The organism is Gelidimonas denitrificans (genome assembly GCF_055694065.1).
This window is the reverse complement of the sequence record NZ_CM146350.1, coordinates 1,854,327-1,879,148: the sequence shown is the minus strand read 5'-3', so window position 1 is coordinate 1,879,148 and position 24,822 is coordinate 1,854,327. Positions and strand designations below refer to the sequence as shown.

Below are 24,822 nucleotides of genomic sequence, written 5' to 3'. Positions count from 1 at the left end.
AATTACCTGAATGCTGGATATGTGAGTTCGTCAAAATTGTGGCGGCGCTCCGCCACCGCATCTCTTGCTCTGCCATTAATGGCTTCAGTTACGTTGTCAATTGCAGTGGCTGTCGAACCTGCGTCGGCCTTCAAATAGACCGAATTCTTGAGCCAATACCAAACAGCAGAACGTATATAGTAAGGAAACTCTACAACCTTATCCGCTTCAACTAGAAAATTAGGCTGATTTCCGCTCCAGTAAGAGTGATATTCCTCGTTAAATAATCTGTAATTTTTTCTGAGTGTAAGTTGAAAAATTCCTCGCCCTCTAAACCTCCAGCCATCACCCGTGCTGGCAGTACCATTTTCGCTTCTATCGCCATACGCCTTATTCGCAATCGTTTCTTGGTTGGCCCTGTGAACGACAGTTTTGACTTGTACATTTCGCGTAACCCCTCGCACGGTCTTTTGAACGGTCCTCATTTCTTCTAATCGACCATCCTCCGTAGCCTCGTCAGGGTGCAAACCATAATAGCGGAACTTACTTCGCAGGACAGCAGGACGGTAGTTCAAATTTTCTTGCTTTGGCGATAATGTCGGACCAGCCTCTTGCCTAACTTGCGCAAAAAAATGAGATCGCCGAAGTATCGTATCTAGTTTGTATTTCGGCAAATCTACATTTAGTTCGGCTGCGACATTTCCTAAGTAATCGTCAGGGGCGGCTGGAAATATTTTTTTAAGCTGCGCAACTGTTATATTCCCAGGCACGGGCCGCTGAGTCTGATGTTCCGGTTCGCCGTTACCATTATTTCGTTGCTGCGGCTGAACTCCTTGATTTGCGGTAGGAGTTGGGTCCGGGGCCGGTGGTTGAGGTGCTGGTGCGCGCGGTGGGGGAGAAGGAGGTGGAAGCACTTGTGGCACCGGGTGCGGGTGTGTTCGACTGTCATGCTTGAACGTTTTCATTCGTTCATTGATAAGTTGCCTAACACCCATTTTTGGCGTACAAGTGTCGATTAATTTGTAGGCAGAAGCACGGCGCGACCAAACATATACTTTTACGGGTGCCAATGTTTTCGTTTCGATCTTCACTGAGTTTTTTGGAGCCGTAGTTGTTCCTTTTTCTTCTCGGCCCTCATATATTATTTTGTACTTAATGTCCGGCATGGGCTCTAAGTAGCGGTTGACGAAGTTAAAAAGAATGGGGCCTGGAATCGGGGCAGGTGCGGGAGCCGTTCCATTCCGTCTAAATAGATCGAAGAAATCTTGCCACTGCGTCATTGGGACTCACCCTCTGTTTCGTTATCGTCAAAATGGATATAGTTATTCCACCCATTCTCTCCAATAATGATGTCAAGATCCTCGGCCTTCTCAGTGAACACCCGCACCGAAGTCGCCGTTTCGGAAATCATACCCTGCGCTAGCAGTCTTGGAATTGCTTCCTTGGTCCAAATTTCATAATGGGATCCGATTAAATCTGGATCGTTGTGAATCATTTCAACAACGTTGATAAGCTGGCTGTAGGCAGCTGGGACGCTTGCTAGATTAAGCAGCGCAGCGGAATTTCCGTTGAATTGGGCACGGCCGGAGGCGCCCGCGTCGAACATGTGCACCCCGCCCTTAACCGAGAACAACCTTGGACAAGCGAACGTAATATTGCCGCCTTCGAGCGTGATGGAGGACTGTCCGGCCTGCAGCGTAATCTTCTGATTCGCCTTGATCTCGATACAGTCCTGGACACTGACCACCGTCACCGCCTGATCCGCCAGAATCTCCAGCGCATCGGTATGCGCCTGCAGCGATACCGGCCCATTGCCGGCAATGACTTGAATCCCGCCTGTATGGGTAAATAAAGCTGTGGCATATCCCGATACGGTGGACAGCGTCTCCGCTGCGGCCCAATGGGTATCCGTCCCGCTCGTCCATTGCAGCTGTCCGCCAGCGAAGATCGCAGTCGATGCCGGGCTGGCCCAATTGATCGTCGCAGGAGACGCCATCAGTACCATCGGCGCGGCGAACCGTTCCACCGGTTGCGCCGCATCCAGCGTGCGGTTGCCGACTTTCGCCTTTTGCGCCGACTGGCCATTGACACTGGCCGGATGCAGACCCTTATCCTGCGGATCGGTGGCACCGATGAAATCCGCCTGCGCCTGATGAGCATTGGCACTCGACAACGCCTTTTGCTGCGTGGCGGCATCAGTCAAAGCCGTGCTTAACGCTTGCGCACCTTTTAATTGGGCAACCGCTTCCGCCGCATCCATCTGCGTACCGGCAATGCTGGCACCCGACTGCAGCCGGGCAGCAGAAGACAACAGCACGCCATCGCCCCCGCGCACCACACCCCAGGCATCCGAGCGCAGCTCGAAGCCAGCACCGCGATAACTGCCGCGCTGCGCCGAAGGTGCCGATTGCGCCACCAGATATCCCAGATTGACTTGAGAAGCCGCACTACTGGAAGCCAGACGCATGCGCAACTGCGCTTGCGTATCATCGACCACCCATTGATTGAAACCGCCGCCATCCAGAGCATGGCTATGCCAGCCCGACACCACGCCGGCATGATTGGTTGCCGCATCGACCCCGGCCGAGTACGGCGGCAGATCGACGCCGTTATACAACTGCGCCACCACCACCGGGCGGTCGATATCGCCTGCGATAAAATCAACCAGCACCTCGCCGCCGATGCGCGGCACAAACTGCGTACCCCAGTTCGGCCCGGCCAAGGCTTCCGCCACCCGCACCCAAGTCCCCGACGCTTCCGAACCCGGCGCATTGCCGGACTTGTCTTGCAGGTTGCCGGTATCGGTCAAACCGCCGGCATTCGGAGCAATACCGCGTTGCCATGCGAATTGCACCTTGATTCGATGGTCGCGCTCGGTAGTGATAACCGCACCCGGCACACCGACCACCAGCGCACTCTGGGTACCCACAGCAGTAGGCGAGAGCCGTTGCGCTAGCGCCAGCGGCACGATAGGCACTGCCTGGCGCACACATCGGAAAGTATTGCGATACGTACCCGGCTCCAGGTCCCGGAAGTGCTCCAGAGTCGATGGGCCTGTAACACCCCCAGCAGAAACCCTGCCCGCAGCAAAATTATTGATCGCCGCATGCGTCACCGCCAGCACCTTGAACGCATTCATGCCCTCGGCATAACGGTCATGCTGCGTCAAAGCGAAAGCATGGCCGGCAGCCAGCTGTCGTACTGCACCGGCGCCTTCGAAGGATTTATTGCCCAGCTCCAAAGCCTGCAGCATTAATTGACATTGCAACGCCGCTTGCTCGGCCGTGGCAAAGCCGCGCTCGCCAGCACCCTCGAAGACCGGTAGTGACGGCAGCGTACCTGCGGATACCGCGCCCAATAAGCGAGAAGCATCTTCGGCTGCGGGTGCCACCAATTGCGTCGGATCCCAACTGGCCAGCGTTACCGCATTCGATTGCACCGCACGTGCAGCACGGAAATCGGTAATGGCGTCCAGCGATTCGGTGGCTGCGATACGGTGGAAACGGATCGTTTCATAGCCGCCCGGCATGGCGGGTGCGGTTGCCACACTATCGAAGATCACCAGCTGGTGCCGGGCGTGGTGGCTGTCGGCGGTGTTGCCGTTGCTGCCATCCTCACACTCCTGTGCATGGGTGAAGCGCCAACTCAAGCCTTCCGAGGCGAGCAGCCGTATAAAAAATGCCAGATCGGTCTCGCGGTATTGAGTGAAAATCGGCCGTTTGATCAGCGTTTGCGTCACATCGAACCTGAAGTTTGCTTGTGTATAGTCGGCCAGCAAGGCCGTAACGATCTCGGTAGCAGTCCTGTCCTGGAACACGAAGCTGTCGCGCCGTCGTCCGAGGAATGCCAGGAAAGAGTCAAGACGCAAACGATAGCGCGCCACGCCGCCATCGCAGCCGAGCCAGGCCGCCTCGGTGCAGTAACCGTGCCAAGCGCGGCGCGAACCGTCCGCCTGCAGCATGCGCAAGGTAATTTCGCATCCGATGAATTGCTTCAGATCGAGATCGGCCGATACCGACAGCGCATCGATATCGAAGTGAAACAAGCCATTGACAGCTTCCTGTCCGGTGAAACGTTCGACCACCAGAGTATCGGGCAAGTCCGCACCCTGCGCCGTCGAGAGCGTAAGCAGGCGGGCATGCTGAGACAGCCCGGTGCCGAACAAGGCGGACAGGGTGGGGGCGATAAAGTTGGGTGGCGTTAGAGTCATGACGAGCTCGGAAAGGCGCTGCGGATTAGGCTTGGATAAGCACTGTGTCTGGAACCCCGAAAAAACCGATCCACCATCAGGGCAGGGTAATGGTCAGATTGGCTGCACGCGGCGCAAGCTTGACGATATCGCTATAGCCGTTGATGCTCGCTTCGGTGGAGCGCGACAGCATCCAGTTCAAACCGCAATAGCTGGACAACGCAGTGAGCCCGAACAGCGCACCGATGACCCACAACGGTACATCGTTGCGCAGCTTGTTGACGATCGCATCGGGGCGCGCCCAATGCGGAGCAAAACCGGCGCTCTTGCCCTTCATGTGCGCGATTTCATCGCCAAGGCGGGCGGTCAGATAGTTCAGTTTCTCCGGGCCTTCCAGTGCATATTTACCCTGAAAACCGAGCAGCAGACACATGTGAAATACTTCCAGCGCCTGCACATGCGCGCTACCCTTGGCGCGCAGAACCTCAAGCTGATTGAAGAAATTCTCGCCGGCTAGTTGGTCGCCAAACATCATCAACTGGAGCGGCCGCCGTTCCCACGCATCGCGGATCGGAAACTGCGAGCGCAGGATGATTTCATCGACCGATGCGCAATAGGCGTACTTGGCCGCATAGACATCTTCTGTGGAGACATCGAGCTTTTTAGCATTGCGCTCGACGTCGCCCAGAAATTTTTGCATCTTGATGGAAAAGGGTGCTTCGTCTTGCGGCGCACAGCGGTTCTTCAGCATGAAGAGTGCATAAAAGCCGTCGTACATCAAATCCAGCAGCGAATGCGCATTAGACGGTGCATCGGTCATGAATGACTGCCCTGGATTGACGGAGTCGAGCAGGGAGGGTGCGGAAGAAGGGGGTTTTATCATGATGCAACAGCCAAGAGTTCGAGTTTAAGGTCACGGATGCCGGACGGCACATAAATTGAAATCGATTGCGCTTGCAACATGCGTTCGTACATTGCGCCCTTGTTTTCGATCAGGAAGTAATACGTATCGGGGCGTACCGGCAGGGCGGCCGGTACTTGCGGCGAATGCACCAGTTTTACGCCAGGCATAGCAACTAAAACGAATTTGTCGACATCTTCCGGTGCGCCGATCTTGAAGCGCAATGGCACAATATCGACTAACTCGATGGCTGGCATGTCGGCGCTGACGGCAAGATAAAAAGCGGTCTTGTCGTCGATCTTGCCGGAGTCGAGCATGCCGTGATGATAGGAAGGTTTGCGTTCCGACAGCGCAATGGCGAAGTAGCGCGACGAGATGACGGTATCGAGCAGTTCCCGAATGATGGCGTCGAGTTTGGCAAAACCCGGAGCCGGGTCCAGATGTTGATAGCCAGGCAAATCGTTCAGCACGTAGGTTTTTGAAAATGTCATCAACGCGCCGGTCAGTGCCAATAGTTGCTCGTACAGCCGTTCAGGATGCAGCAGCGGATTATGCAGATAATGCGTCAGGTTTGCATAAGCGCTACTGGTGGTATGCAGCAGCCAGAACGATGCAATGTCGCCAGAGCGGAACTCGACTACGTTTTTGCTCGGCTCGCGATGATGGCCATAGAGCGCGTTGACTTTTGCTTGCAGCGCATCCATCAGGCGTCGCAATTTCAGAAATAAAATCGGGGCACTGCTGATGGATAGACTCGGCGGTACGAAATTCGGATCCAACTCAAATCCTGAGGTGGATGCGCGACGCAGACGCACCAATGGGAAGCAGACAAATGAATCACGGGGATCTAGTTCCGACACCAAACGCACAGCTTTTTTGAGATACGTCATCTCGGCCTTCGCGGCTTCGGTGAACAGGTCCGGGGTTTCCCGATTAGCTTGTGCATAGCGCGTGGATTTATTAGCGTGCACGCTCGATGAAAAATTACCGCCGAATCCTTTCAGTGATGGCAGCGCCGCGTAATACGTGATTGTCTGCTGCGACTGCGGGATGTCGGTCAGATTGACCGCATCCGGTAAATCATCATCATCTGGCGCTTTGTAAATTTCGCCGTCCTGAAAAATCACCGACAGATCTAGCAAGCGCAGCGAGTTATTAGTCAGCGCATCTTGGTCAATTTGTATCTTACTGACACCCCACGCATACGGATGCAGCGCATTGGCGGTCTGATGTAAGCGACTTTCGTGGTAGCGATCTTGCCGCTGAAAATGCTGTGGCCGCAGGAACAATCCTTCGCCCCATAAAACTTTATTTGTGTGATTCACTTATTTGGTCTCTCAATGCGGTTTGCTTCAAGCCTGTTAATGAGAGCCGTCACGGACAACGCACTGGTGACAGCAATTGATTTTTGGTTAGATTGTTGGTGGCGATTGCATCGGTGCCGACTGTCAAAGCGCACGCATGCAAGCCGACGATGATGCCGGACTGCTCCGCTTGCTCGGCAGGAAAGGCGACTCGCCAGCGCGACGGCGCCGGATTGTGGAACAGGGCCACGATGCCTATGAAGTAAGCTTCACGGCTGGTTTTTTCAGATATTTCGTAGCGCTGCCCCGGAACCAGCGTGACTTCCTTGACCTCGAGCAGATCGGTGCCAAGCGCGTCCTTCTCTTTTTGCGGGCTTAGAAATGTGTCGTAAGTCGCTTGCTGAAATGTGACGCTCTGCCGAAGCTTATAGATTCTCGCGACAAGCGCGAGCGGTCGACCTGATGAATCGGCGTTCAAGATATCACTGGCATGCAGCTTGATCGATATGGTGCGAGGGAGTTTCAATGCGTCGGGCATTTCCGGCGCATCAGGTTTTTTCAGACCTGTTGCTTCAAGTGCGGACTTGGCGACGTTGCCCATAGCAGTTACGGCATTGACTGTTGTACATCCTGTCGCGGACAGCGCGACAAGACTTAAAAGCGCGTACTGAAATAGTTTATTTTTTAACATTATTTATTAGTCATCCAGATTTCAGCACAGGGTTGCACTTCGCGAAGTACATTATTTCCACACATACACATGCTTATGGAGCTTTTCAGGGCAGCAGTTAATGGATTTTAAGTATTTTTTTACAACTTTTTATATTGTAATATGGCATCAATTTTGTAGATATGTAGTGTTACTACACCACTGGTTGAAACTTAAATGCGGTCTACACTAGATGTTGATGTCAATTAAAGTTGCTTTATATCCATATTTTAAATCACTTATTTAAATTAATACCTTATAATTTATCAACACCTTAGTTTTTAGTTAATATACAAATATTAATTTCTCCAAAGTAATTTTTAACGCTTTGTTGGCATGTCTACAATAGGAACACCCATTATGTCTATAAGTAAATGTAAGATCGTATGCTCGATATTGTTTGCAGTGCTTTTAAGCGCATGCGCAACCCCCGCCAAAATTGAAGAGCCCGATGCAGCAAAAAAGGCGCTGGAAATCAGTTTGGCAGGTGCCAACTCCGCTCAAAAGGCAGGGCAGACCGATCAGGCATTAACTCTGTTGAAGGGCGCGACAAATCAATTTCCCGCGGACAAAACGCCTTGGTTGCGTATCGCGCAGATCAAATTTGACAATGCTAACTACGGCGAGGCCATCATCAATGCGCTCGAAGCCCTGCAGCGCGATCCGACTGACAAAGTCGCAAACAGTATCGTGACAGTGAGCGGTCTGCGTTTGTCAACCAAAGCATTGTCCAACTTGCGTTCTCAGAATGCGTTGTCTGGAACTTTGAAGAGCGAGGCGCAGGATTTGACCAAGCTACTGCGCGAGAACCTTGGCGAAACAGTGCTGGTTCCACTGCCTTCTAAGCCAGTTGTCCGTGTTTCTGCTCGCACCCGTGCGGCTAAAGCCGCTAGAGTCAGGGCCGCTAAACCAGCAGATGCTGCGGCCAAGGTGGATAGCGCGAAAAGCAATAGCGGCCAGGCTAGTCCGTTCGGCGGATTGAAGTAAGCATACCAACCCGGGCTATCGTGAAGTAACGACCTGGCCCGGAAAGCTTCATAAAATTTAGGTTACCTGCGGAGTGATCATGGCAAGAAATGAGAGTATTCAGAAAAAACTTCAAAAAGTGCGTCCGCCGCGAGTGCAGATGACTTATGACGTTGAAATCGGCGATGCGATTGAAAAGAAAGAGTTGGCATTTGTCACCGGCGTTGTCGGCGATTTCAGCGGTAATTCCGAGATCCCGCAATCGCGCTTAAAAGACCGCAAGTTTATTAACATTGATCCTGATAATTTCGACGAAGTGATGAAAGGAATTGAGCCACGAGTCGTTTATCGCGTGGCGAACGAGTTAAGCGAAAAAGGTGGTGAGTTCGCGGTTGAGCTGAAATTCAAATCGATGGAAGACTTCCGTCCTGAATCCATCGTGCAGCAGGTGGAACCCCTTAAAAAACTACTCGACGCACGCACCAAGCTCGCTGACTTGCGTAATAAATTGGCTGGTAATGAAAAGCTGGAAGATATCCTCAGCGACATACTAAACAGCACAGAAAAGTTGGCGACCCTAAGTCAACAAACCTCCAAATAAAAGAGACCACTATGTCCGCACAACAAAATGCAGCTGTAGCCTCCACGACGGAAGTTGCTGAAGTCGGATTGCTCGACCAAATTGTCGAGCAAAGCAAGGTTGCCAAATCTTCCACCGAACATGCGCGCGCGAAAGATATTATTTCCGAATTGGTTAATCAGGTAATGGATGGCACGGTGATTGTGTCTGAAAACTTATCCGCCACTTTGGATGCACGTGTCGCCGAGCTTGATCGACTGATTTCCAATCAGGTCAGCAGAATTATGCATGCACCTGAATTTCAGAAATTGGAAGGCAGCTGGACGGGTTTACAGTATTTGGTCAAGAACACCTCGACTGGCCAAAACTTAAAGATCAAGGTCTTGAACGCGACCAAAAAAGAATTGGTCAAGGATTTCAATTCTGCGCTGGAATTTGACCAGAGCGCGATGTTCAAAAAAGTGTACGAGGAAGAATTCGGCACATTTGGTGGCGCGCCATTCGGCACACTCTTGGGTGATTTCGAAATTACGCGTCAACCCGAGGACATGTACTTTATCGAGCAAATGTCCCGTATTGCGGCAGCCTCCCATGCGCCGTTTATCTCAGCTGCGTCACCAGAGCTGTTCGGCCTTGAGACATACAGCGATCTGGGGAAGCCACGCGATTTGTCCAAGGTGTTCGATACGGTTGAATATGCCAAGTGGAAATCATTCCGTGAATCCGAAGATTCCCGCTACGTCGGTTTGACACTGCCACGCTTCCTGGGACGCCTGCCTTTTAATCCGAAAGATGGTCTGACGGTGGAAGGTTTTAATTTCGTTGAAGATGTCGATGGCACCGACCATAGCAAATACCTGTGGTGTAACGCAGCCTATGCGTTCGGTACCAAGTTGACGAAAGCATTTGAGGACTTCGGTTGGTGCGCGGCGATCCGTGGGGTAGAAGGCGGCGGCTTAGTTGAAGATTTACCGACCCATACCTTCAAGACTGACGAAGGTGAAATTGCACTCAAATGCCCGACCGAAATCGCGATTACCGATCGGCGCGAAAAAGAGTTGAGCGATCTGGGATTTATCTCACTCGTGCATTGCAAAAATACTGACTACGCCGCTTTTTTCGGTGCACAATCCGCGCAAAAAGCGAAGAAATACAACACTGATTCTGCCAACGCTAACGCGGTTTTATCTTCACAGCTGCAATATATTTTCGCGGTATCGCGGATTGCGCATTACATGAAGTCGATGATGCGCGACAAGATCGGCAGCTTTGCCGCCGCGTCCAACGTCGAAGACTTCCTGAATCGCTGGATTTCGCAATACGTACTGCTGGATGATAACGCCAGCCAAGAAGCGAAGGCGCAATTCCCGCTACGCGAAGCATCTGTCCAAGTGTCAGAGGTGCCTGGCCGTCCTGGTGTTTACCGAGCCGTTTCCTTCCTGCGGCCGCATTTCCAGCTTGATGAATTATCCGTTTCGCTCCGTTTGGTCGCGGAATTGCCGCAGTCGACCAAGTCTTAATAACTATTCTTAAATCTTAACAGGAAGGTGAGTTATGGCAATTGATGTCTATTTGCAAATTGACGGTATCAAAGGGGAATCCACTGACGACATGCACAAGGATTGGATTGAATGCAAATCTGTTCAATTTGAAGTGTTGCAGCCAAAATCGGCAACCGCATCGACAAGCGGTGGACATACTGCCGAGCGTTGCGAACACAAAGACATCGTGCTGAGCAAGTTGGCCGATTTGTCGTCGCCATTGCTGCTGCAGAACTGCTCTTCCGGGAAAACCATCCCGAAAGCAAAGTTCGAATTCATGCGCGCCGATGGCAAGGGTGAGCGTATCAAATACTTCGAAATCGAACTTGAAAACGTCCTTATCAGTTGTGTCATGCCTACGGTTATCCAAGGCGATATTTTGAGCGAGAGCGTCGGGCTGAAGTATTCAAAAGTGAAATGGAAATACACACAACAGAAAATCGGTGGCGGTACTGCCGGCAACACATCTGGCGGTTGGGATTTGTCCGCAAATAAAGTAATCTAATTTCAAAGCTGCCAGAGCACCGCAGGCAATAATTTTGCGGTGCTCTTTTCTGTCTGGATGGTTATTAATGAATGGTTTTGCACCCGGATTGTTCGACAAACTAATGGGTTATAGCATACGTGAAACGTCTCAAGACGTGGTCACACGCCTTTCACTAGAAGAGCTAAAAGATACGGTCGCACGCGATCTGGAATCGCTGCTCAATACGCGTGCGGTGATTCAGGAGGACATGTTGATGCCTTATCCGGAATGCAGTAAATCAATTATTTCTTACGGATTGAATGATTTTGCCGGTATGAGCCTGGCCAGCACAGATGATCGCGCCACCATTTGCCGGTGTCTGGAGCAGACAATCGGACGTCACGAGCCACGCTTGCGCAATGTGCACGCAGCACTCGAAATACAGAATGGCTCGATCAATCGGCTCAACTTTGCAATTACCGCGCTCTTGGTTGTCAATTCTGCCCATGAGTCCGTTAATTTCGACGCGGTGTTACAACCATCGACCTTGCAGTATTCAATCAGCAAGGCGCGTCACCCTGCGCGTATTGGAATTTAAGGTGCAAGAACTTCTTCCTTACTATGAGCGTGAGCTCGGCTTTTTGAGACGCTATTCACGCGAATTCTCGGAGCGCTATCCGAAGATTGCTGGCAGGTTGCTGATGGTAGGCGAGGTTTGCGAAGATCCGCACATCGAGCGCATGATCCAGTCATTTGCGCTGCTGAATGCGCGCGTGTCGAAGCGTCTCGACGATGATTATCCTGAATTTACCGAAGCACTTTTCGAAGTGCTTTATCCGCATTATCTGCGGCCATTTCCATCTTGTTCGATTGCTCGGATGGATTACGCTGCAATCGCAGCGCAACTCACAACGGCGGCAAAAATCCCACGTGGCACCGAACTGAGTACACGCCCGGTGAAGGGCGTCGTGTGCAAGTTTCAGACCGCGTATGAAGTAACGATCGCCCCGTTGCAATTGGCAAGTGCACAATTCGATTCGATCATAACTGCGCCGGAAGCAGTAGTACTGCCGCCCAACGTAACCTCCAAGGTTAGTCTTGTGGTCGAGACCACATCCGAGCAGGTTAGTCTGGCGCAACTCGGAGTAAAGGCGCTGCGGGTATTTATCGATGGCGAACCATCATTCTGTGCGGCGTTGCGCGACTCGTTGTTTACCCGCGCTGTCAGCGCGTATGTCGAGATGCCGCGCACGGGCAAATGGATTGCACTAAACAGCATGCCGCTTGCAGAGGTTGGATTCACTGAAAACGATTCGCTGATCAATTTCCCAGCACGCTCGCATCCGGCATATCGCTTACTGACTGAGTATTTCGCGTTCCCAGAGAAATTCAATTTCTTTGATATTGATCTAACAGTGATTGCGGCTGTATTGCCGGTAAATTGTAAGAGTTTTACATTGCACCTGACGCTAGGTGGCCTGCGTTCCGATTCCAATATTGCGCGCTTGCTTGGCACAATGTCAGTCAATAATGTGCTGTTGGGCTGTACGCCGGTAATCAATCTGTTCAAGCAGCACGGCGATCCGATCCGTTTGACGCATACCGGGGCGCACTATCCTGTGATAGCGGATTCGCGGCGGGCCTTTGCTTACGAGGTGTACTCGATCGATTCAGTCAAATTAGTAAGGCAGACGCCACAAGGCGAGTCAATCACTGAGTTTCGTCCCTACTATTCGCTGCGCCACGGTCAGACGCCGGACAAGGCGGGGCACTACTGGGCGATGCGCCGCGATGAACTGGTGGCGATCAAAAGTCCCGGTTACGAGACTGAAATTTCGATCGTTGATATCGATTTCGATCCGGCAGCAATCGAGACCGATACGCTCAGCATTGAACTGACTTGCACAAATCGTGATTTACCGGCTTCGCTGACTTACGGCTTACCCGGCGGCGATTTATTCCTGGAAGGCGGCTCGATGGTGCGTTCGATCGGCTTCCTGCGCAAGCCGACTTTACCCGCTCGTTTCGAGCGTGGGCGTGGCGCGCATTGGCGCTTGATCTCCCATTTGGCGTTGAACCATCTATCGCTGGAGAAGGGCGGATTGGAAGCATTCCAAGAGACGCTCACGTTGTACGACTTGTCGCGCTCCCCGACCTCGCAACGCCAGATTGGCGCTATATCCGCAATTGAACATCGGGCCTCAACAGCATGGTTGCCAGGTAATCCATTTGCCAGCCTGGTGCGTGGGATCGAGGTGCGCGTTACGATTGATGAAGAAGGATTTACCGGCAGCGGGCTGCACGTTTTTGCCAGCATCATTGATCGATTCCTGGGTTTATATGTGCATGCCAACAGCTTTACGCAATTGGTCATCGCGTCGAAAAAAACAGGAGAGGAGTTACTGCGATGCCGACCACGAAACGGAGATTTGAGCCTAGCGTAATTCAGCGATTGTTCGATGCACCATACCGCTTTCAGTTTTTTCAAGCGGTCAGGATGATTGAGCTGTGGTTGAAACGCAATGGCGTACCACATGAGCGGGCACTGACGGATTATCTGCGCTTCACGAACCGGATTTCCTTAGGATTCCCGGCGAGTGAAATAGAAGCGCTGAATACGTATCCGCAAACCATAGAAAAAACTGAGCAAGGCTTGCTGAAAACGCTGCAACGCGGTGAATTGAAATACATCAGCCTGACACCTACCTTCATGGGATTTTTGGGAGGTAATGGTGCGCTGCCTAGCCACTACTCGGAACGAATTGCTGCGCATCAGGCTTACGAGAGAGATGAAGGACCACGCGCATTCCTCGATACGTTTTCGAATCGATCGCTGGCTTTGTTTTACGAGGCCTGGCGCAAGTATCGATTGGAACTCCAATACGAAGCTGGTGGCAAGGATCGTTTTCTGCCACTGCTGCTTTCGTTGTCGGGCTTGGGGCTCGGTTCGTTGCGCGGCCGTCTCAGCAAGAATGGGGACGGCGTACTTGATGAGTCGATCGGATATTTTGCCGCCGCGCTGCGACAGCGACCGGTTTCGGCCGCATATATGCAACGCGTATTGAGCGAATATTTTGCCGTCCCGATGTCAATCGAGCAATTCGTCGGCTGCTGGTACGACGTACCGCGTGAACATCAGACCATGCTTGGATCAAGTAACGCCATTTTAGGGACTGCCGCGATGGTTGGCGAACGCGTCTGGCAGCGCGACTTGCGTGTGCGCTTGCGGATTGGCCCCCTTGGCCGCGAAGATTTTGAACAATTTTTACCTGGCGCAAAGGCTGCTAACGCACTGCAAAAAATGCTCACAATGTTTACCAGTGTCTGTCTGGAATACGAGGTGCAGCTAGTGTTGCGTTCTTCTGAAGTAGAAGGTGCGAGTTTGGCTACCGAGCGCGATGGCGGACGACTTGGGTGGGACACATTTTTGACGACCAAGCCTGAAGTGAATGACCGTACTGACGTCTGCTACCAAATTCACGCGTTATCACATTAATTTCTTAAACGGGAAAGTATGCAATGGGCATCAATCTGAAATCACTGATCAGTAAACTCAACGACACCGCGCGTATTGCAACAGAGCGTGCCGCAAGTATTTGCATTAGCCGCGGCCAATACGAAGTCGATATTGAGCATCTTTTTCTTGCATTACTGGAACAGTCGAAAAGTGATTTTACGATTATTGCGCGCAAATGCGGCATCAGCGTCGATGCATTACAGTCCGATCTTGAAACTGAGATCACCCGCTTCAAAGCAGGCAACACGCGCACACCGGTACTGTCGCCACATCTGCAGACCTTGTTCGAGCATGCATGGCTGATTGCTTCGCTCGACAATCAAACCGGCAGGATCCGAAGCAGCCATCTGCTGCTCGCACTCCTGACCCAGCCTGATCTGGCACAACTCGCCTATCGGGGCTCTAAATTATTTATCAGATTCAAGCTTGACGACCTGAAACACGATCTCGCCCGGGTAACCGAAGGTTCGCAAGAAAGTGCTGCAGTCGACGCTCACGCAGAGTCCTACGCGTCCTACGACAGCGCAGCAGAGCAGGGCGGCGATCCGGTCGGCGACATGACCGCCAAGGGCACAACGAAAACTCCGGCGCTCGATCAGTACACCACCAACCTCACGCAACGCGCGCGCGATGGCAAGGTCGATCCGGTGATCGGTCGCGACACCGAGATCCGGCAAGCCGTCGATACCCTGTTGCGCCGCCGTCAAAACAATCCGATTTTGACCGGAGAAGCCGGTGTCGGCAAAACTGCCGTAGTCGAAGGTCTAGCCTTGCGCATCGCGCAAAATGACGTACCCGAAGTATTGCAAGGGGTAGAAATCCACACGCTTGACATGGGCTTGCTGCAAGCTGGCGCCAGCGTCAAAGGCGAATTCGAAAATCGACTCAAAAACGTCATCGACGAAGTCAAAAAAAGCCCGCACGCGATCATCCTCTTCATCGACGAAGCGCATACGATGATCGGCGCCGGCGGACAGGCGGGACAAAACGACGCTGCAAATTTATTGAAGCCGGCGCTGGCACGGGGCGAGTTGCGCACCATCGCAGCCACCACCTGGAGCGAATACAAAAAATACTTTGAGAAAGATGCTGCGCTCGCACGGCGCTTCCAGGTAATCAAAGTCGAAGAGCCGAGCGAAGAACTCGCCTGCGCCATGTTGCGCGGCATGGCCCCGCTGATGGAAAAACATTTCAACGTGCGCATCTTCGATGCAGCAATAACCGAAGCAGTGCGTTTATCGCACCGCTACATCAGCGGCCGGCAATTACCCGACAAAGCGATCAGCGTGCTCGATACCGCCTGCGCCAAAGTCGCGTTAGGGCAAAATGCCATCCCCGCTTTGATAGAAAACATCAGCAAGCACCTGGACCGGATGCATACCGAAATTGCTGCGCTCGCGCGCGAAGAAGCCAGCGGCGCCAAGCATACCGCCCGTCTGAAAGAATTAACCGCACAACGCGACGCCGCCACTGCGGAGCTGACACAACAATCCGCTCGATGGGACACCGAGCGCGTACTCACCGAGCAAATCAAGGCAGCGCGGCTTGCCTTGGAATCGACCGCAACCACGGATGACACCAAAGGCAAAATCCAAGCCGAAGCCGTCGCAGCACTCAACACCTTGCTCGACGCTCTAAAAACGCATCAGGGCGAAACACCACTAGTCCCAGTGCAAGTCGACGGCCATGTCATCGCTGAGATAGTCGCCAGCTGGACCGGCATACCGCTAGGAAAAATGGTGAAAGACGAAATCAAGACCATCCTGAATCTCGACCGCCTGTTGCAGGAACGGGTATTAGGCCAGTCGCATGCCACAGCCGCCGTTGCCCAACGGGTGCGCACCTCCCGCGCCAACCTTGATGACCCCAACAAACCGAAAGGTGTTTTTCTCTTCGTCGGCCCCTCCGGCATCGGCAAGACCGAAACCGCGCTAGCCCTGGCCGATGTCCTCTACGGCGGAGAAAAGAAACTCATCACCATCAACATGAGCGAATACCAGGAAGCGCACAGCGTATCCGGCCTCAAAGGCTCGCCACCCGGCTATGTCGGTTACGGCGAAGGTGGTGTACTGACCGAAGCTGTACGGCGCAACCCATACAGCGTAGTACTTCTCGATGAAGTCGAGAAAGCGCATCCGGACGTGCTTGAACTTTTCTTTCAGGTCTTCGACAAAGGCGTTCTGGACGACGCCGAAGGGCGCGAGATTGATTTCAAGAACACCATCATCATCCTCACCAGCAACGTCGCCTCGGCCCAGATGATGCAAGCCTGCCTCAACAAAACGGCGCAAGAATTGCCGGCCCCCGATGTGCTCGAGACCCTGATCCGACCGCAATTGATGCAAGCATTCAAACCCGCTTTCCTCGGTCGCCTCAAAGTGATCCCGTACTATCCGATCACCGACGATGTGCTAGCTAAAATCATCGAACTGAAACTGGGTCGCATCCAAAAGCGCATCGCAATCAATCATAAGGCCGCGTTCGTATACGACGCCGCACTGGTCGAAGCAATACTGGCGCGCTGCACCGAAGTCGATTCCGGCGCACGCAACGTCGACAACATCCTCAATGGCACTGTCCTGCCAGAAATCGCCGAGACCGTGCTCGCGACCATGGCCGCAGGTGGCGAGATTAGCAAAATCAAAGTATCCGCCTCCAAAAAAGGCGTGTTCAAATACGCAATCCTGTAAGCCTCCGGGAGTTTTTACACCATGCTAAGCACCGCGCTCGCCACCTTATTCAATGGCTGGACCCAAACCGACCGCCTGATGCGCTTGCACACCGTGCTCGATGCCGAGCACGGCGCAAATACATTGATGGCCGAAAGCATGCAAGCGGTCGAAGGCATCAGCCCCATCGACGACGCAGGCATTGATACCGTAGTAGCCGTTGATGGTACTGGAGGCACCCAAGCCGCCCAAGCCCTCTGCGGCTACAAGCTCGAAATCACCTGTCTGAGCCTGGACGCCCATCTCGCATTGAAGAAATTGATTGGGCAGCCGATCCTGCTGGAACTCCAGACCGACGCCAGCCGCACCGCGCTGCGACCCTTCCACGGCTACGTAACCCAATGCGACCGCATTGGCGCCAATGGCGGCCTGGCCCGCTACAAACTGACCATCGAACCCTGGCTCGCCTTCCTGCGCTACCGTCGCGACAGCGCCATCTACCAGGACATGACCGTACTCGACATCGTCGAATCGATCTTCAAAGACTATCAATCCCAAGGTACCCTGCAACCGCAGTGGAAGTGCGACATTCGCGACCGCAGCATCTACCCCAAGCGCAGCCTCACCACCCAATACCAGGAAAGTGACCTGCACTTCGTCATGCGTCTGCTGGCAGAAGAAGGACTGTTCACTTATCTCCAACACCAGGGCGACCCCCACAGCCCCAGCTTCGGCAGCCATACCCTCATCATCGCCGACCACAACGGCAGCTTCACACCGAATGCGCAGTCACACATCGCCTTCAGCCAACCCGGCGCCGTCATGCAACGCGACAGCATCGACCGTTGGCGCAGCGTACGGCGCTGGCACACCAACGCCATCGACATCGCCAGCTGGGACTACCGCACAGCCAACACCCGCACGGCGTCTGCAACCAGCGCTGCCCACAGCGCCGCCGCTAACAGCAGCGACGCCATTGCGCTCATTAGCAGTGACGCCCCCGGCGCCTATGCGTTCGAGAACCGTGCCCAAGGCGAACGCCTGGCCAACAACCAACTGCAAGCCATCGAAGCCAGAAACAAAATCTTCACCGGCGCCGGCACCGTACGCACGCTTGCGCCCGGCACCACATTCACCCTGACCGGACACAGCGACAGCAATGGCGACAACAACAGCAGCGAAGACAACAACACCTTTGTCGTACTGCGCGTAGTCCATCTGGCGCACAACAACTTCAGCGCCGCCCTCAAAGGCCAAATCGCCCAACGGCTCGGCGCAGCGGATATCGACAACACACACAACGCACACCACGCACAAAGCCCACAAAGCCCCCGTCCGCTGTACCGCAACCGCATCGACGCGATTCGGGTAAAAATTCCCTACCGTCCAGCAACCCAGGACGCGCATGGCATCGTCCTCCATCCCAAGCCCACCGTCAGCGGCCAGCAAAGCGCCATCGTCGTAGGCCCCGCCGGCCACATGATCCACACCGACCGCGACCACCGCATCAAAGTGCAATTCCACTGGCAGCGCAACGCAGAAGGGCACAGCGGCAGCCACAGCCGCCTGAGCCACCCCCATCCCGAAGGCCACACGGGTGCCCCCGCCAACGAACAATCCGGTACCTGGGTGCGCGTCATGGCCGGCATCGCCCCCGTTGCCGGCGCCAACTGGGGTGGGCACGCCGTCCCGCGCATCGGACAAGAAGTCCTCATCGACTTCATCGAAGGCGACATCGACCGTCCCATCGTCATCGGCACCCTCTACAACGGGCAGGGCCAGGCTGACGCGCAAATCAATCACATCGGCCAGGGCATGGGAGCCGCCACCGGCAACGCCCCCAGCTGGTTTCCCGGAGAAAAGGACGGCCACAGCCATCCGGCCGTACTCTCCGGCATCAAGACCCAGGCCATGAATGCCAGTCAAAGCGGCAACGGTGCCTACAACCAACTCCTGTTCGACGACAGCCCCGGCCAAAGCAGAACCGCACTCCAGCACCACGCCAGCGCCCACCAGGGCACCGCCGAACTCAACCTTGGCATCCTGCGTCACCAAAGCGACAACCAGCGCCTGCAGCACACCGGTTACGGTTTCGAGCTCAAGACCCAACACCGCACCGCCCTCCGTGCAGGACAAGGCCTGCTCATTAGCACCGACGCTCGCCCCAACGCCGGCAGCACCCAACTCGACGCCAGGGAAGCGCAAGCGCAACTGGAACAAAGCCAGCAACTGCAACAGAGCCTGGCAACCACTGCCCAAAAGCACCATGCCCAGCTCACAGGAGAAACGGAAGCGGACAAGCTCGCAGCCATAGAGCGCATGCAGCACAGCATCGACGTGCTCAAAGCCACTGCAAGCGGCGGCAGCAACACGGCAGAAGGCAACGCCGGCGGCACCGGCAGCGTGACCGCGTACAGCGAACCGCAATTACAACTATCGAGTCCGGCCGGCATTGCAGCGCTCACGCCCGAAAACGCCATCCTCGTGGCCGGCAACACCAGCAGCATCACCGCCGGGCACGACATCAACGTTGCGGTACAAGGCAACAGCACCCACGCCGTCAAAGCCGGCATCAGCCTGTTTACCTATGGGACCGTCAGCAACAAGGACAAGCCGAACCAGGAAACCGGCATTGCACTGCACGCCGCCAGCGGCACAGTCAGCATGCAAAGCCAAAGCGATGCGACGAAGATCACCGCCGACAAACTGATCACGGTAGCGAGCATTACAAAAGACGTCCAGATTGCAGCCCAAGACCACGTGATGATGACCGCGCAGGGTGCATACCTGAAACTCGAAGGCGGCAACATCGAGATTCACGGGCCGGGGACTATGACGTTCAAGGCTAGTTTCAAGGAATTTACGGGGCCAGCGAAATCCAGTTATGCATTGCATCTGTTTCCAGAGGCCGCAAAATTAGCCGAACGTAAAGAAGAATTTAGTAATCGTATGGATTTATCGGCGCTGTTTTCAAAACAAGAACTTGCAAGTGGATTGCCTTACAAAGTAGAGCAAGCCGACGGAACAGTCTTTGAAGGCCAACTAGACCAAAGCGGTAGAACGCAGCGCTTCTTTGGTGATTCGGCGGAAAAATTAAATGTATTGGTTGGCGATGGGGATTGGGCCATTGATATCGCTTCGTTAGACGATCTGGAAAATTGCGATTGCAAACATCAACATGAGGGTAGTGAGCATGACCATACTTAGTCGGGTAATAGCATGTCAGTGTCTTGTCATAGCTGCTTTTGCTTCACAGGCTGCGTGCGCAGAAAAAAAAGAGTCAACTCTTCCTGTCCCACCCACTGCGCAATCTGTAAATAGTGAGTTCGCTGAGCAACCATTCCCAGCCTCTCTAATTAAATATAAATCAAAAATATTTGAACTGGCGAATAAGGATGAAACTAAATATGACAAAGAATTTTCTTATCAACTAAATAATTTGTTGGCGCCGCAGTTAAAACGTGATCCGAAATTATTAAAAAAAATTATGAGTGGCCCAACAGCAAATGGAATCTATATTGTTACGCAGAATACCAGTTTCGTGTATTACGGAATTTGCCAATCGCATCAATGCGACTTAACAAATATAGATATATTATTTGAAATAAAGACTAAAAAAATGGTTAGCCAATTTTTAAATAAATGCAAATTTAGTTGGCTTGGGAATCCGAATGAAATGGAAAAGAAAATTTTGAAAAAATTACACTCAAGTTCATTTGCAACACCTTCTGCAAATGACTGTGAGGATTCAAAATGAGTAAAGGTGGGATTAACGAATTCTTAAAAGCGTTGTTTGCGAGTGAAGGCGGACACAGAGTTGATATTGAGAATGAATTCGGATATATAGGAAAATATCAATTTGGAGAAGATGCGCTTATAGACATTGGCTATTACAAAAGCGATAGTTCTAAGAATAGAACGTCAAAAGGAAAGTTCAAATATGACTGGGCTGGAGAGTGGACTGGGAAAAATGGGGCTACAAGTAAAGATGTATTTCTCGTAAGCGAGGCAATTCAAGATTTTGCTGCCAAAGACTGGATTAATATCCTCTGCAAGAGAACAAAAAAATACAAATTAGAAAAATATATCGATGAGGAAATTGGTGGCGTACACGTCACTGAGTCTGGGATTATCGCCGCAGCGCATCTTAAAGGTTTCGGTAATGCCAAGCATCCGGGAGTTATTCAGTTTTTATCTTCTAATGGAGCAACGAATGGTGCCGATGCCAATGGGACTAGCGTATCAAAATATATGGGGAAGTTTGCTGATTATGACCTAGGGTGTTGCGGACATCTCATAATTAATTTGCTTGATCGAGAAAAAGAACCTATCGTAGGTTTGCCATATGAAATTAAATCAGGTAAAAAAACGATTAAAAAAGGGAAGACAGATATTAAAGGCCATACAAAGAAAATTGCATTATCTCATCAGCAAACATCTCTTTCAATTTTTGTACTTAGGGTTGAAGGAGGATTGAAAGAAGTAGCTAATTTTATTTCCCCGATTTCGTCGGCTGTTGTAACATTGATTAGCCCTAAAGTGAAAATACAAACGGAGTTAGAAAATCACAAAGGCGTTGCAGGTGATTACAAAGCTGGAAACGCAAAGAAGCAGAAATCAAAAATTAAAAATGAGAAAACTAAAACTACTTCTCAGAGAGGCGTCAAAGGAAATCCCGTAGCGGTTGTGAATGCGCCAGTATCTGGAGAGAAAGAGTTAAGCGGAGCGGCCTGGGAGAAAAAATTTCCAACAAGTAAGAGTCTTGATGATCTCACTCCTGAGTTTAAAACTTCAGTTGGTAGCTTTATAAATGCACTAAAGTTGGCGGATATAAGGGTACGAATATCTGCAACTTACCGTCCAAAAGAACGTGCTTATCTTATGCATTACTGCTGTAAAATTGGCAACAATAAAATATCAGCAAATAAAATACCGCCATTTTCAGGTGTAAATATAGAATGGATGCATCGCGATTCAAATGGGGATTTTGATGAAAAAGCATCTTGCAAGGCTGCTAAGGAAATGATGGCAGCATATGTTATAAAATATCCCGCGGCTCTTAAAAGTAGGCATACAGAAAAGCGCGCAGTTGATATGACAATTACAGGATTCAATGGGAGGAAAGTTGAGAATTCAAACCGAGTAGCGGTTGAGATTTCTAATGCCTCAGACCTTTACGAATTAGGTAAAACATATGGGGTTATTAAATTGAAAACTGATCCACCACATTGGTCAGATGATGGTCATTAATAAGTAATGGATTTATAATTATGAGGTTTATTTTTACATTTGTATTGGCTTTGATTCCATACACATTTTCTTTTGCGGCTACACCATCCTTTTATCTGGTAGATATCCGTAAAAATAATGATGCAATTTTACATGCAACAAATCCTAAAATTAAAACACAAAAGCAATTGAAGTTAATATTTTTGGAGTCAATAAATCCTACTTGTTGTTTTAACTTTGGCTTACAAAAACCTAATACTAAATCCTCTGCAAAAATAGATAATGACAACCCATTGCTTATATCAGATAAAGGTGAAGAGACCTTTCAGATTGGGGGGTTCTTTAAAGGAATTAGAAAAATTCAATCTGAGGTAGATTTGGCTTTTGGCTTTGAGAATATGTCTGATATTAAAGCTAAGGGAAATAAAACCTTCGAAATATTGTTCTCGGATAATAAAAATAATATTTATGTGCGTCACTGCTTAGGATCTGAGGGAGTAAATTTTTATTTATTTCACTCGTTATCTGAAAAAAAACCATTTGAAAATTATTACTACTCTCTTGGTTATGATGTGAAAGCAAATTGCCCGATGTATAAATAAATTTTCACAGTTGGGTGAGCGCACGTATTTTGAATTATTGTGCTGTTCACCCAACCCGGCGTCATGCAACGGCAACCGCACCACACGGAAATGCGCGCCGGACTAATTTCCAGTATTTACAGGAGTATATTTTAAAATTACAACAGTTATATGCATAAAATGGCATGAAAATAGTGATACTCCTTACATATGCTACTGACGCCCCCCAAGCCCTCTGTGGCTACAAACTGGAAATCACCTGTCTGAGTCTGGACGCCCATCTCGCATTGAAGAAATTGATAGGGCAACCGATCCTGCTCGAACTCCAGTCAGCCGCACCGCGCTGCGTCCGTTCCACGGATATGTGACGCACTGCGACATGATCGGCGCGAATGCCGGGTTGGCCCGCTACAAACTGACCATCGAACCCTGGCTCACCTTCCTGCGCTACCGTCGCGACAGCGCCATTTACCAGGACATGACCGTACTCGACATCGTCGAATCGATCTTCAAAGACTATCAATCCCAAGGCACCCTGCAACCGCAGTGGAAGTGCGACATTCGCGACCTCAGCATCTACCCCAAGCGCAGCCTCACCACCCAATACCAGGAAAGCGACCTGCACTTCGTCATGCGTCTGCTGGCAGAAGAAGGACTGTTCACTTATCTCCAACACCAGGGCGACCCCCACAGCCCCAGCTTCGGCAGCCACACCCTCATCATCGCCGACCACAACGGCAGCTTCACACCGAATGCGCAGTCGCCCATCGCCTTCAGTCAACCCGGCGCCGTCATGCAACGCGACAGCATCGACCGCTGGCGCAGCGTACGGCGCTGGCACACCAACGCCATCGACATCGCCAGCTGGGACTACCGCACAGCCAACACCCGCACCGTGGCCGGTAGCACCAGCAGCATCACAGCCGGGCACGACATCAACGTGGCAGTACAAGGCAACAGCACCCACGCCGTCAAAGCCGGCATCAGCCTGTTTACCTATGGGACCGTCAGCAACAAGGACAAGCCGAACCAGGAAACCGGCATTGCACTGCACGCCGCCAGCGGCACAGTGAGCATGCAAAGCCAAAGCGATGCGACCAAGATCATCGCCGACAAGCTGATCACTGTAGCCATACACTCGCTTCATGCAATCGCTCTGCACAGTAATGCGATCGGCCACACGAAACACCACATCCATGTCATGCTCCCGGCAAGCAAAATCGCATGCAATGAAATCGCGGTATTTCATGCGCGCGATGAGAAGAATATCGGCGCCATTGACAAAATTAAGCTGAAAATTCTGGAGCAGCGGCTAGCTAGTATTGAAATGGCGCTCGACATTTCTGGCTAAGCGCTGCAGAAAATTGCAGAAGCGGGTTTTGACCCTGGGCAATTGCATCAAAAGTCGTTTACTTTCAAGGACTTAAAAATAGTGTTGTAAGCACTTGGAATTTGAGGTCTACTTTTCCTCTGCTCACGTTGGGGCAACTCAAGACGGAAGAAAAATTCAATGAGATCACGGCTATTGCGGAGCTGCTTGATATGCTGGATCTGCAAGGCAACGTCGTGATGATCAATTCGATGGGGTAATGTCAAAGCGATCATTGCATAAGGTGCAGACTATGTTCTGGCCCTGAAAGGCAAACATGGCAAGTTGCATGAACAGGTGGGTGAGTTTTTTGAAATCGCCGAGCAGTATCGGTACCATGGGTTAGAAGCCAGGCCACATGAAACTTGTGAAAAAAATTACGGACGCATTGAGTCGCGCCGGGTTGCTCTATCTTCAGAACATCTGGAGCAGGTCGGCGCCTGGCAGGGATTAAAGAGCGTGATCATGGGGGAATCGATCCGCGAGATTGGTGAAAAGAGCACCAGTGAGCGACGATTTTATATCAGCTCCCTCGACGCCGACTCAAAGCAGATCGGCAATGTTATTCGAGCCCATTGGGGTATTGAAAACAAACTGCATTGGTATCTTGACGTCATCTTCAAAGAAGATGGCTGCCGAACTTGCGCCGGTCACGCCGCTGAAAATTTCAACATTGTCAGGAGAGTCATCATGAACCTCTTTTGTAAGGACACCTCGATGAAGCGTAGCATTCCAAAAAAATGGCTCTATGCTGCACTCCATGATCAATATCTCACAGACGTTCTTGGTCTACGCATGTCGGCCATTTGATGCGTTTCTCCT

The 24,822-nt window shown here is 51.8% G+C and carries 19 protein-coding genes and 1 pseudogene; 15 read left to right on the top strand and 5 right to left on the bottom strand.

Annotation, left to right across the window (positions count from 1 at the left end; all coding sequences use genetic code 11):
* Positions 1-2 precede the first annotated feature (2 nt).
* The 5 genes from FKCLFG_RS08775 to tssJ form a co-directional block, all read right to left on the bottom strand.
* On the bottom strand, positions 3-1,259 hold the full coding sequence (locus FKCLFG_RS08775) for a glycoside hydrolase family 19 protein (protein WP_472612714.1): 1,257 nt from the start codon (positions 1,257-1,259) through the stop codon (positions 3-5).
* Positions 1,256-4,189, bottom strand: coding sequence for a type VI secretion system Vgr family protein (locus FKCLFG_RS08770; protein ID WP_472612713.1), 2,934 nt, complete (start codon positions 4,187-4,189; stop codon positions 1,256-1,258). The genes FKCLFG_RS08775 and FKCLFG_RS08770 overlap by 4 nt, the downstream gene beginning before the upstream one ends.
* A gap of 76 nt (positions 4,190-4,265) precedes the next feature.
* Positions 4,266-5,051, bottom strand: coding sequence for a type IVB secretion system protein IcmH/DotU (gene icmH / locus FKCLFG_RS08765; RefSeq protein WP_472612712.1), 786 nt, complete (start codon positions 5,049-5,051; stop codon positions 4,266-4,268).
* Complete coding sequence (gene tssK, locus FKCLFG_RS08760) at positions 5,048-6,394, bottom strand: type VI secretion system baseplate subunit TssK (protein ID WP_472612711.1); 1,347 nt, start codon at positions 6,392-6,394, stop codon at positions 5,048-5,050. Before tssK ends, icmH begins: the two co-directional genes overlap by 4 nt.
* A 49-nt stretch (positions 6,395-6,443) precedes the next feature.
* Positions 6,444-7,064: a type VI secretion system lipoprotein TssJ gene (gene tssJ, locus FKCLFG_RS08755; RefSeq protein ID WP_472612710.1), complete on the bottom strand. Its 621-nt coding sequence runs from the start codon at positions 7,062-7,064 to the stop codon at positions 6,444-6,446.
* 378 nt (positions 7,065-7,442) lie between these two features.
* Here tssJ and FKCLFG_RS08750 point away from each other — a divergent pair, with 378 nt between their 5' ends.
* The 15 genes and pseudogenes from FKCLFG_RS08750 to FKCLFG_RS08680 form a co-directional block, all read left to right on the top strand.
* Entirely contained in the window at positions 7,443-8,069 is a 627-nt protein-coding gene (locus FKCLFG_RS08750; protein WP_472612709.1) for a hypothetical protein, read from the top strand.
* Positions 8,070-8,148: 79 nt separating this feature from the next.
* Positions 8,149-8,649, top strand: coding sequence for a type VI secretion system contractile sheath small subunit (tssB, locus tag FKCLFG_RS08745; protein WP_472612708.1), 501 nt, complete (start codon positions 8,149-8,151; stop codon positions 8,647-8,649).
* Positions 8,650-8,660: 11 nt separating this feature from the next.
* Positions 8,661-10,148 carry a type VI secretion system contractile sheath large subunit gene (gene tssC / locus FKCLFG_RS08740; protein ID WP_472612707.1) on the top strand — a complete coding sequence of 496 codons (1,488 nt, stop codon included), beginning with the start codon at positions 8,661-8,663 and terminating at the stop codon, positions 10,146-10,148.
* A 34-nt stretch (positions 10,149-10,182) separates the two neighbouring features.
* On the top strand, positions 10,183-10,674 hold the full coding sequence (locus FKCLFG_RS08735) for an Hcp family type VI secretion system effector (protein WP_472612706.1): 492 nt from the start codon (positions 10,183-10,185) through the stop codon (positions 10,672-10,674).
* Between the two features lie 67 nt (positions 10,675-10,741).
* The gene (gene tssE / locus FKCLFG_RS08730) at positions 10,742-11,233 is read left to right on the top strand and encodes a type VI secretion system baseplate subunit TssE (protein WP_472612705.1); all 492 of its coding nucleotides are present in this window, start codon (positions 10,742-10,744) and stop codon (positions 11,231-11,233) included.
* Position 11,234: 1 nt separating this feature from the next.
* Positions 11,235-13,079 (top strand): type VI secretion system baseplate subunit TssF, encoded by a 1,845-nt coding sequence (tssF, locus tag FKCLFG_RS08725; RefSeq protein WP_472612704.1) that lies wholly within the window; start codon positions 11,235-11,237, stop codon positions 13,077-13,079.
* Positions 13,043-14,131 (top strand): type VI secretion system baseplate subunit TssG, encoded by a 1,089-nt coding sequence (tssG, locus tag FKCLFG_RS08720; protein WP_472612703.1) that lies wholly within the window; start codon positions 13,043-13,045, stop codon positions 14,129-14,131. The genes tssF and tssG overlap by 37 nt, the downstream gene beginning before the upstream one ends.
* Positions 14,132-14,154: 23 nt before the next feature.
* Complete coding sequence (gene tssH, locus FKCLFG_RS08715; protein ID WP_472612702.1) at positions 14,155-16,842, top strand: type VI secretion system ATPase TssH; 2,688 nt, start codon at positions 14,155-14,157, stop codon at positions 16,840-16,842.
* 21 nt (positions 16,843-16,863) lie between these two features.
* The gene (locus FKCLFG_RS08710) at positions 16,864-20,028 is read left to right on the top strand and encodes a type VI secretion system Vgr family protein (RefSeq protein WP_472612701.1); all 3,165 of its coding nucleotides are present in this window, start codon (positions 16,864-16,866) and stop codon (positions 20,026-20,028) included.
* The gene (locus FKCLFG_RS08705; RefSeq protein ID WP_472612700.1) at positions 20,015-20,578 is read left to right on the top strand and encodes a hypothetical protein; all 564 of its coding nucleotides are present in this window, start codon (positions 20,015-20,017) and stop codon (positions 20,576-20,578) included. The genes FKCLFG_RS08710 and FKCLFG_RS08705 overlap by 14 nt, the downstream gene beginning before the upstream one ends.
* Entirely contained in the window at positions 20,575-22,071 is a 1,497-nt protein-coding gene (locus FKCLFG_RS08700; RefSeq protein WP_472612699.1) for a hypothetical protein, read from the top strand. Before FKCLFG_RS08705 ends, FKCLFG_RS08700 begins: the two co-directional genes overlap by 4 nt.
* 20 nt (positions 22,072-22,091) lie before the next feature.
* Positions 22,092-22,652: a hypothetical protein gene (locus tag FKCLFG_RS08695; RefSeq protein ID WP_472612698.1), complete on the top strand. Its 561-nt coding sequence runs from the start codon at positions 22,092-22,094 to the stop codon at positions 22,650-22,652.
* Between the two features lie 358 nt (positions 22,653-23,010).
* Complete coding sequence (locus FKCLFG_RS08690; RefSeq protein ID WP_472612697.1) at positions 23,011-23,982, top strand: contractile injection system protein, VgrG/Pvc8 family; 972 nt, start codon at positions 23,011-23,013, stop codon at positions 23,980-23,982.
* A 101-nt stretch (positions 23,983-24,083) separates the two neighbouring features.
* A complete protein-coding gene (locus FKCLFG_RS08685) occupies positions 24,084-24,221 on the top strand; it encodes a hypothetical protein (protein ID WP_472612696.1) in 138 nt (45 codons plus the stop codon).
* Positions 24,222-24,255: 34 nt separating this feature from the next.
* A pseudogene (locus tag FKCLFG_RS08680) lies at positions 24,256-24,810 on the top strand (ISAs1 family transposase); the annotation flags it as partial.
* Between the last annotated feature and the right edge of the window lie 12 nt (positions 24,811-24,822).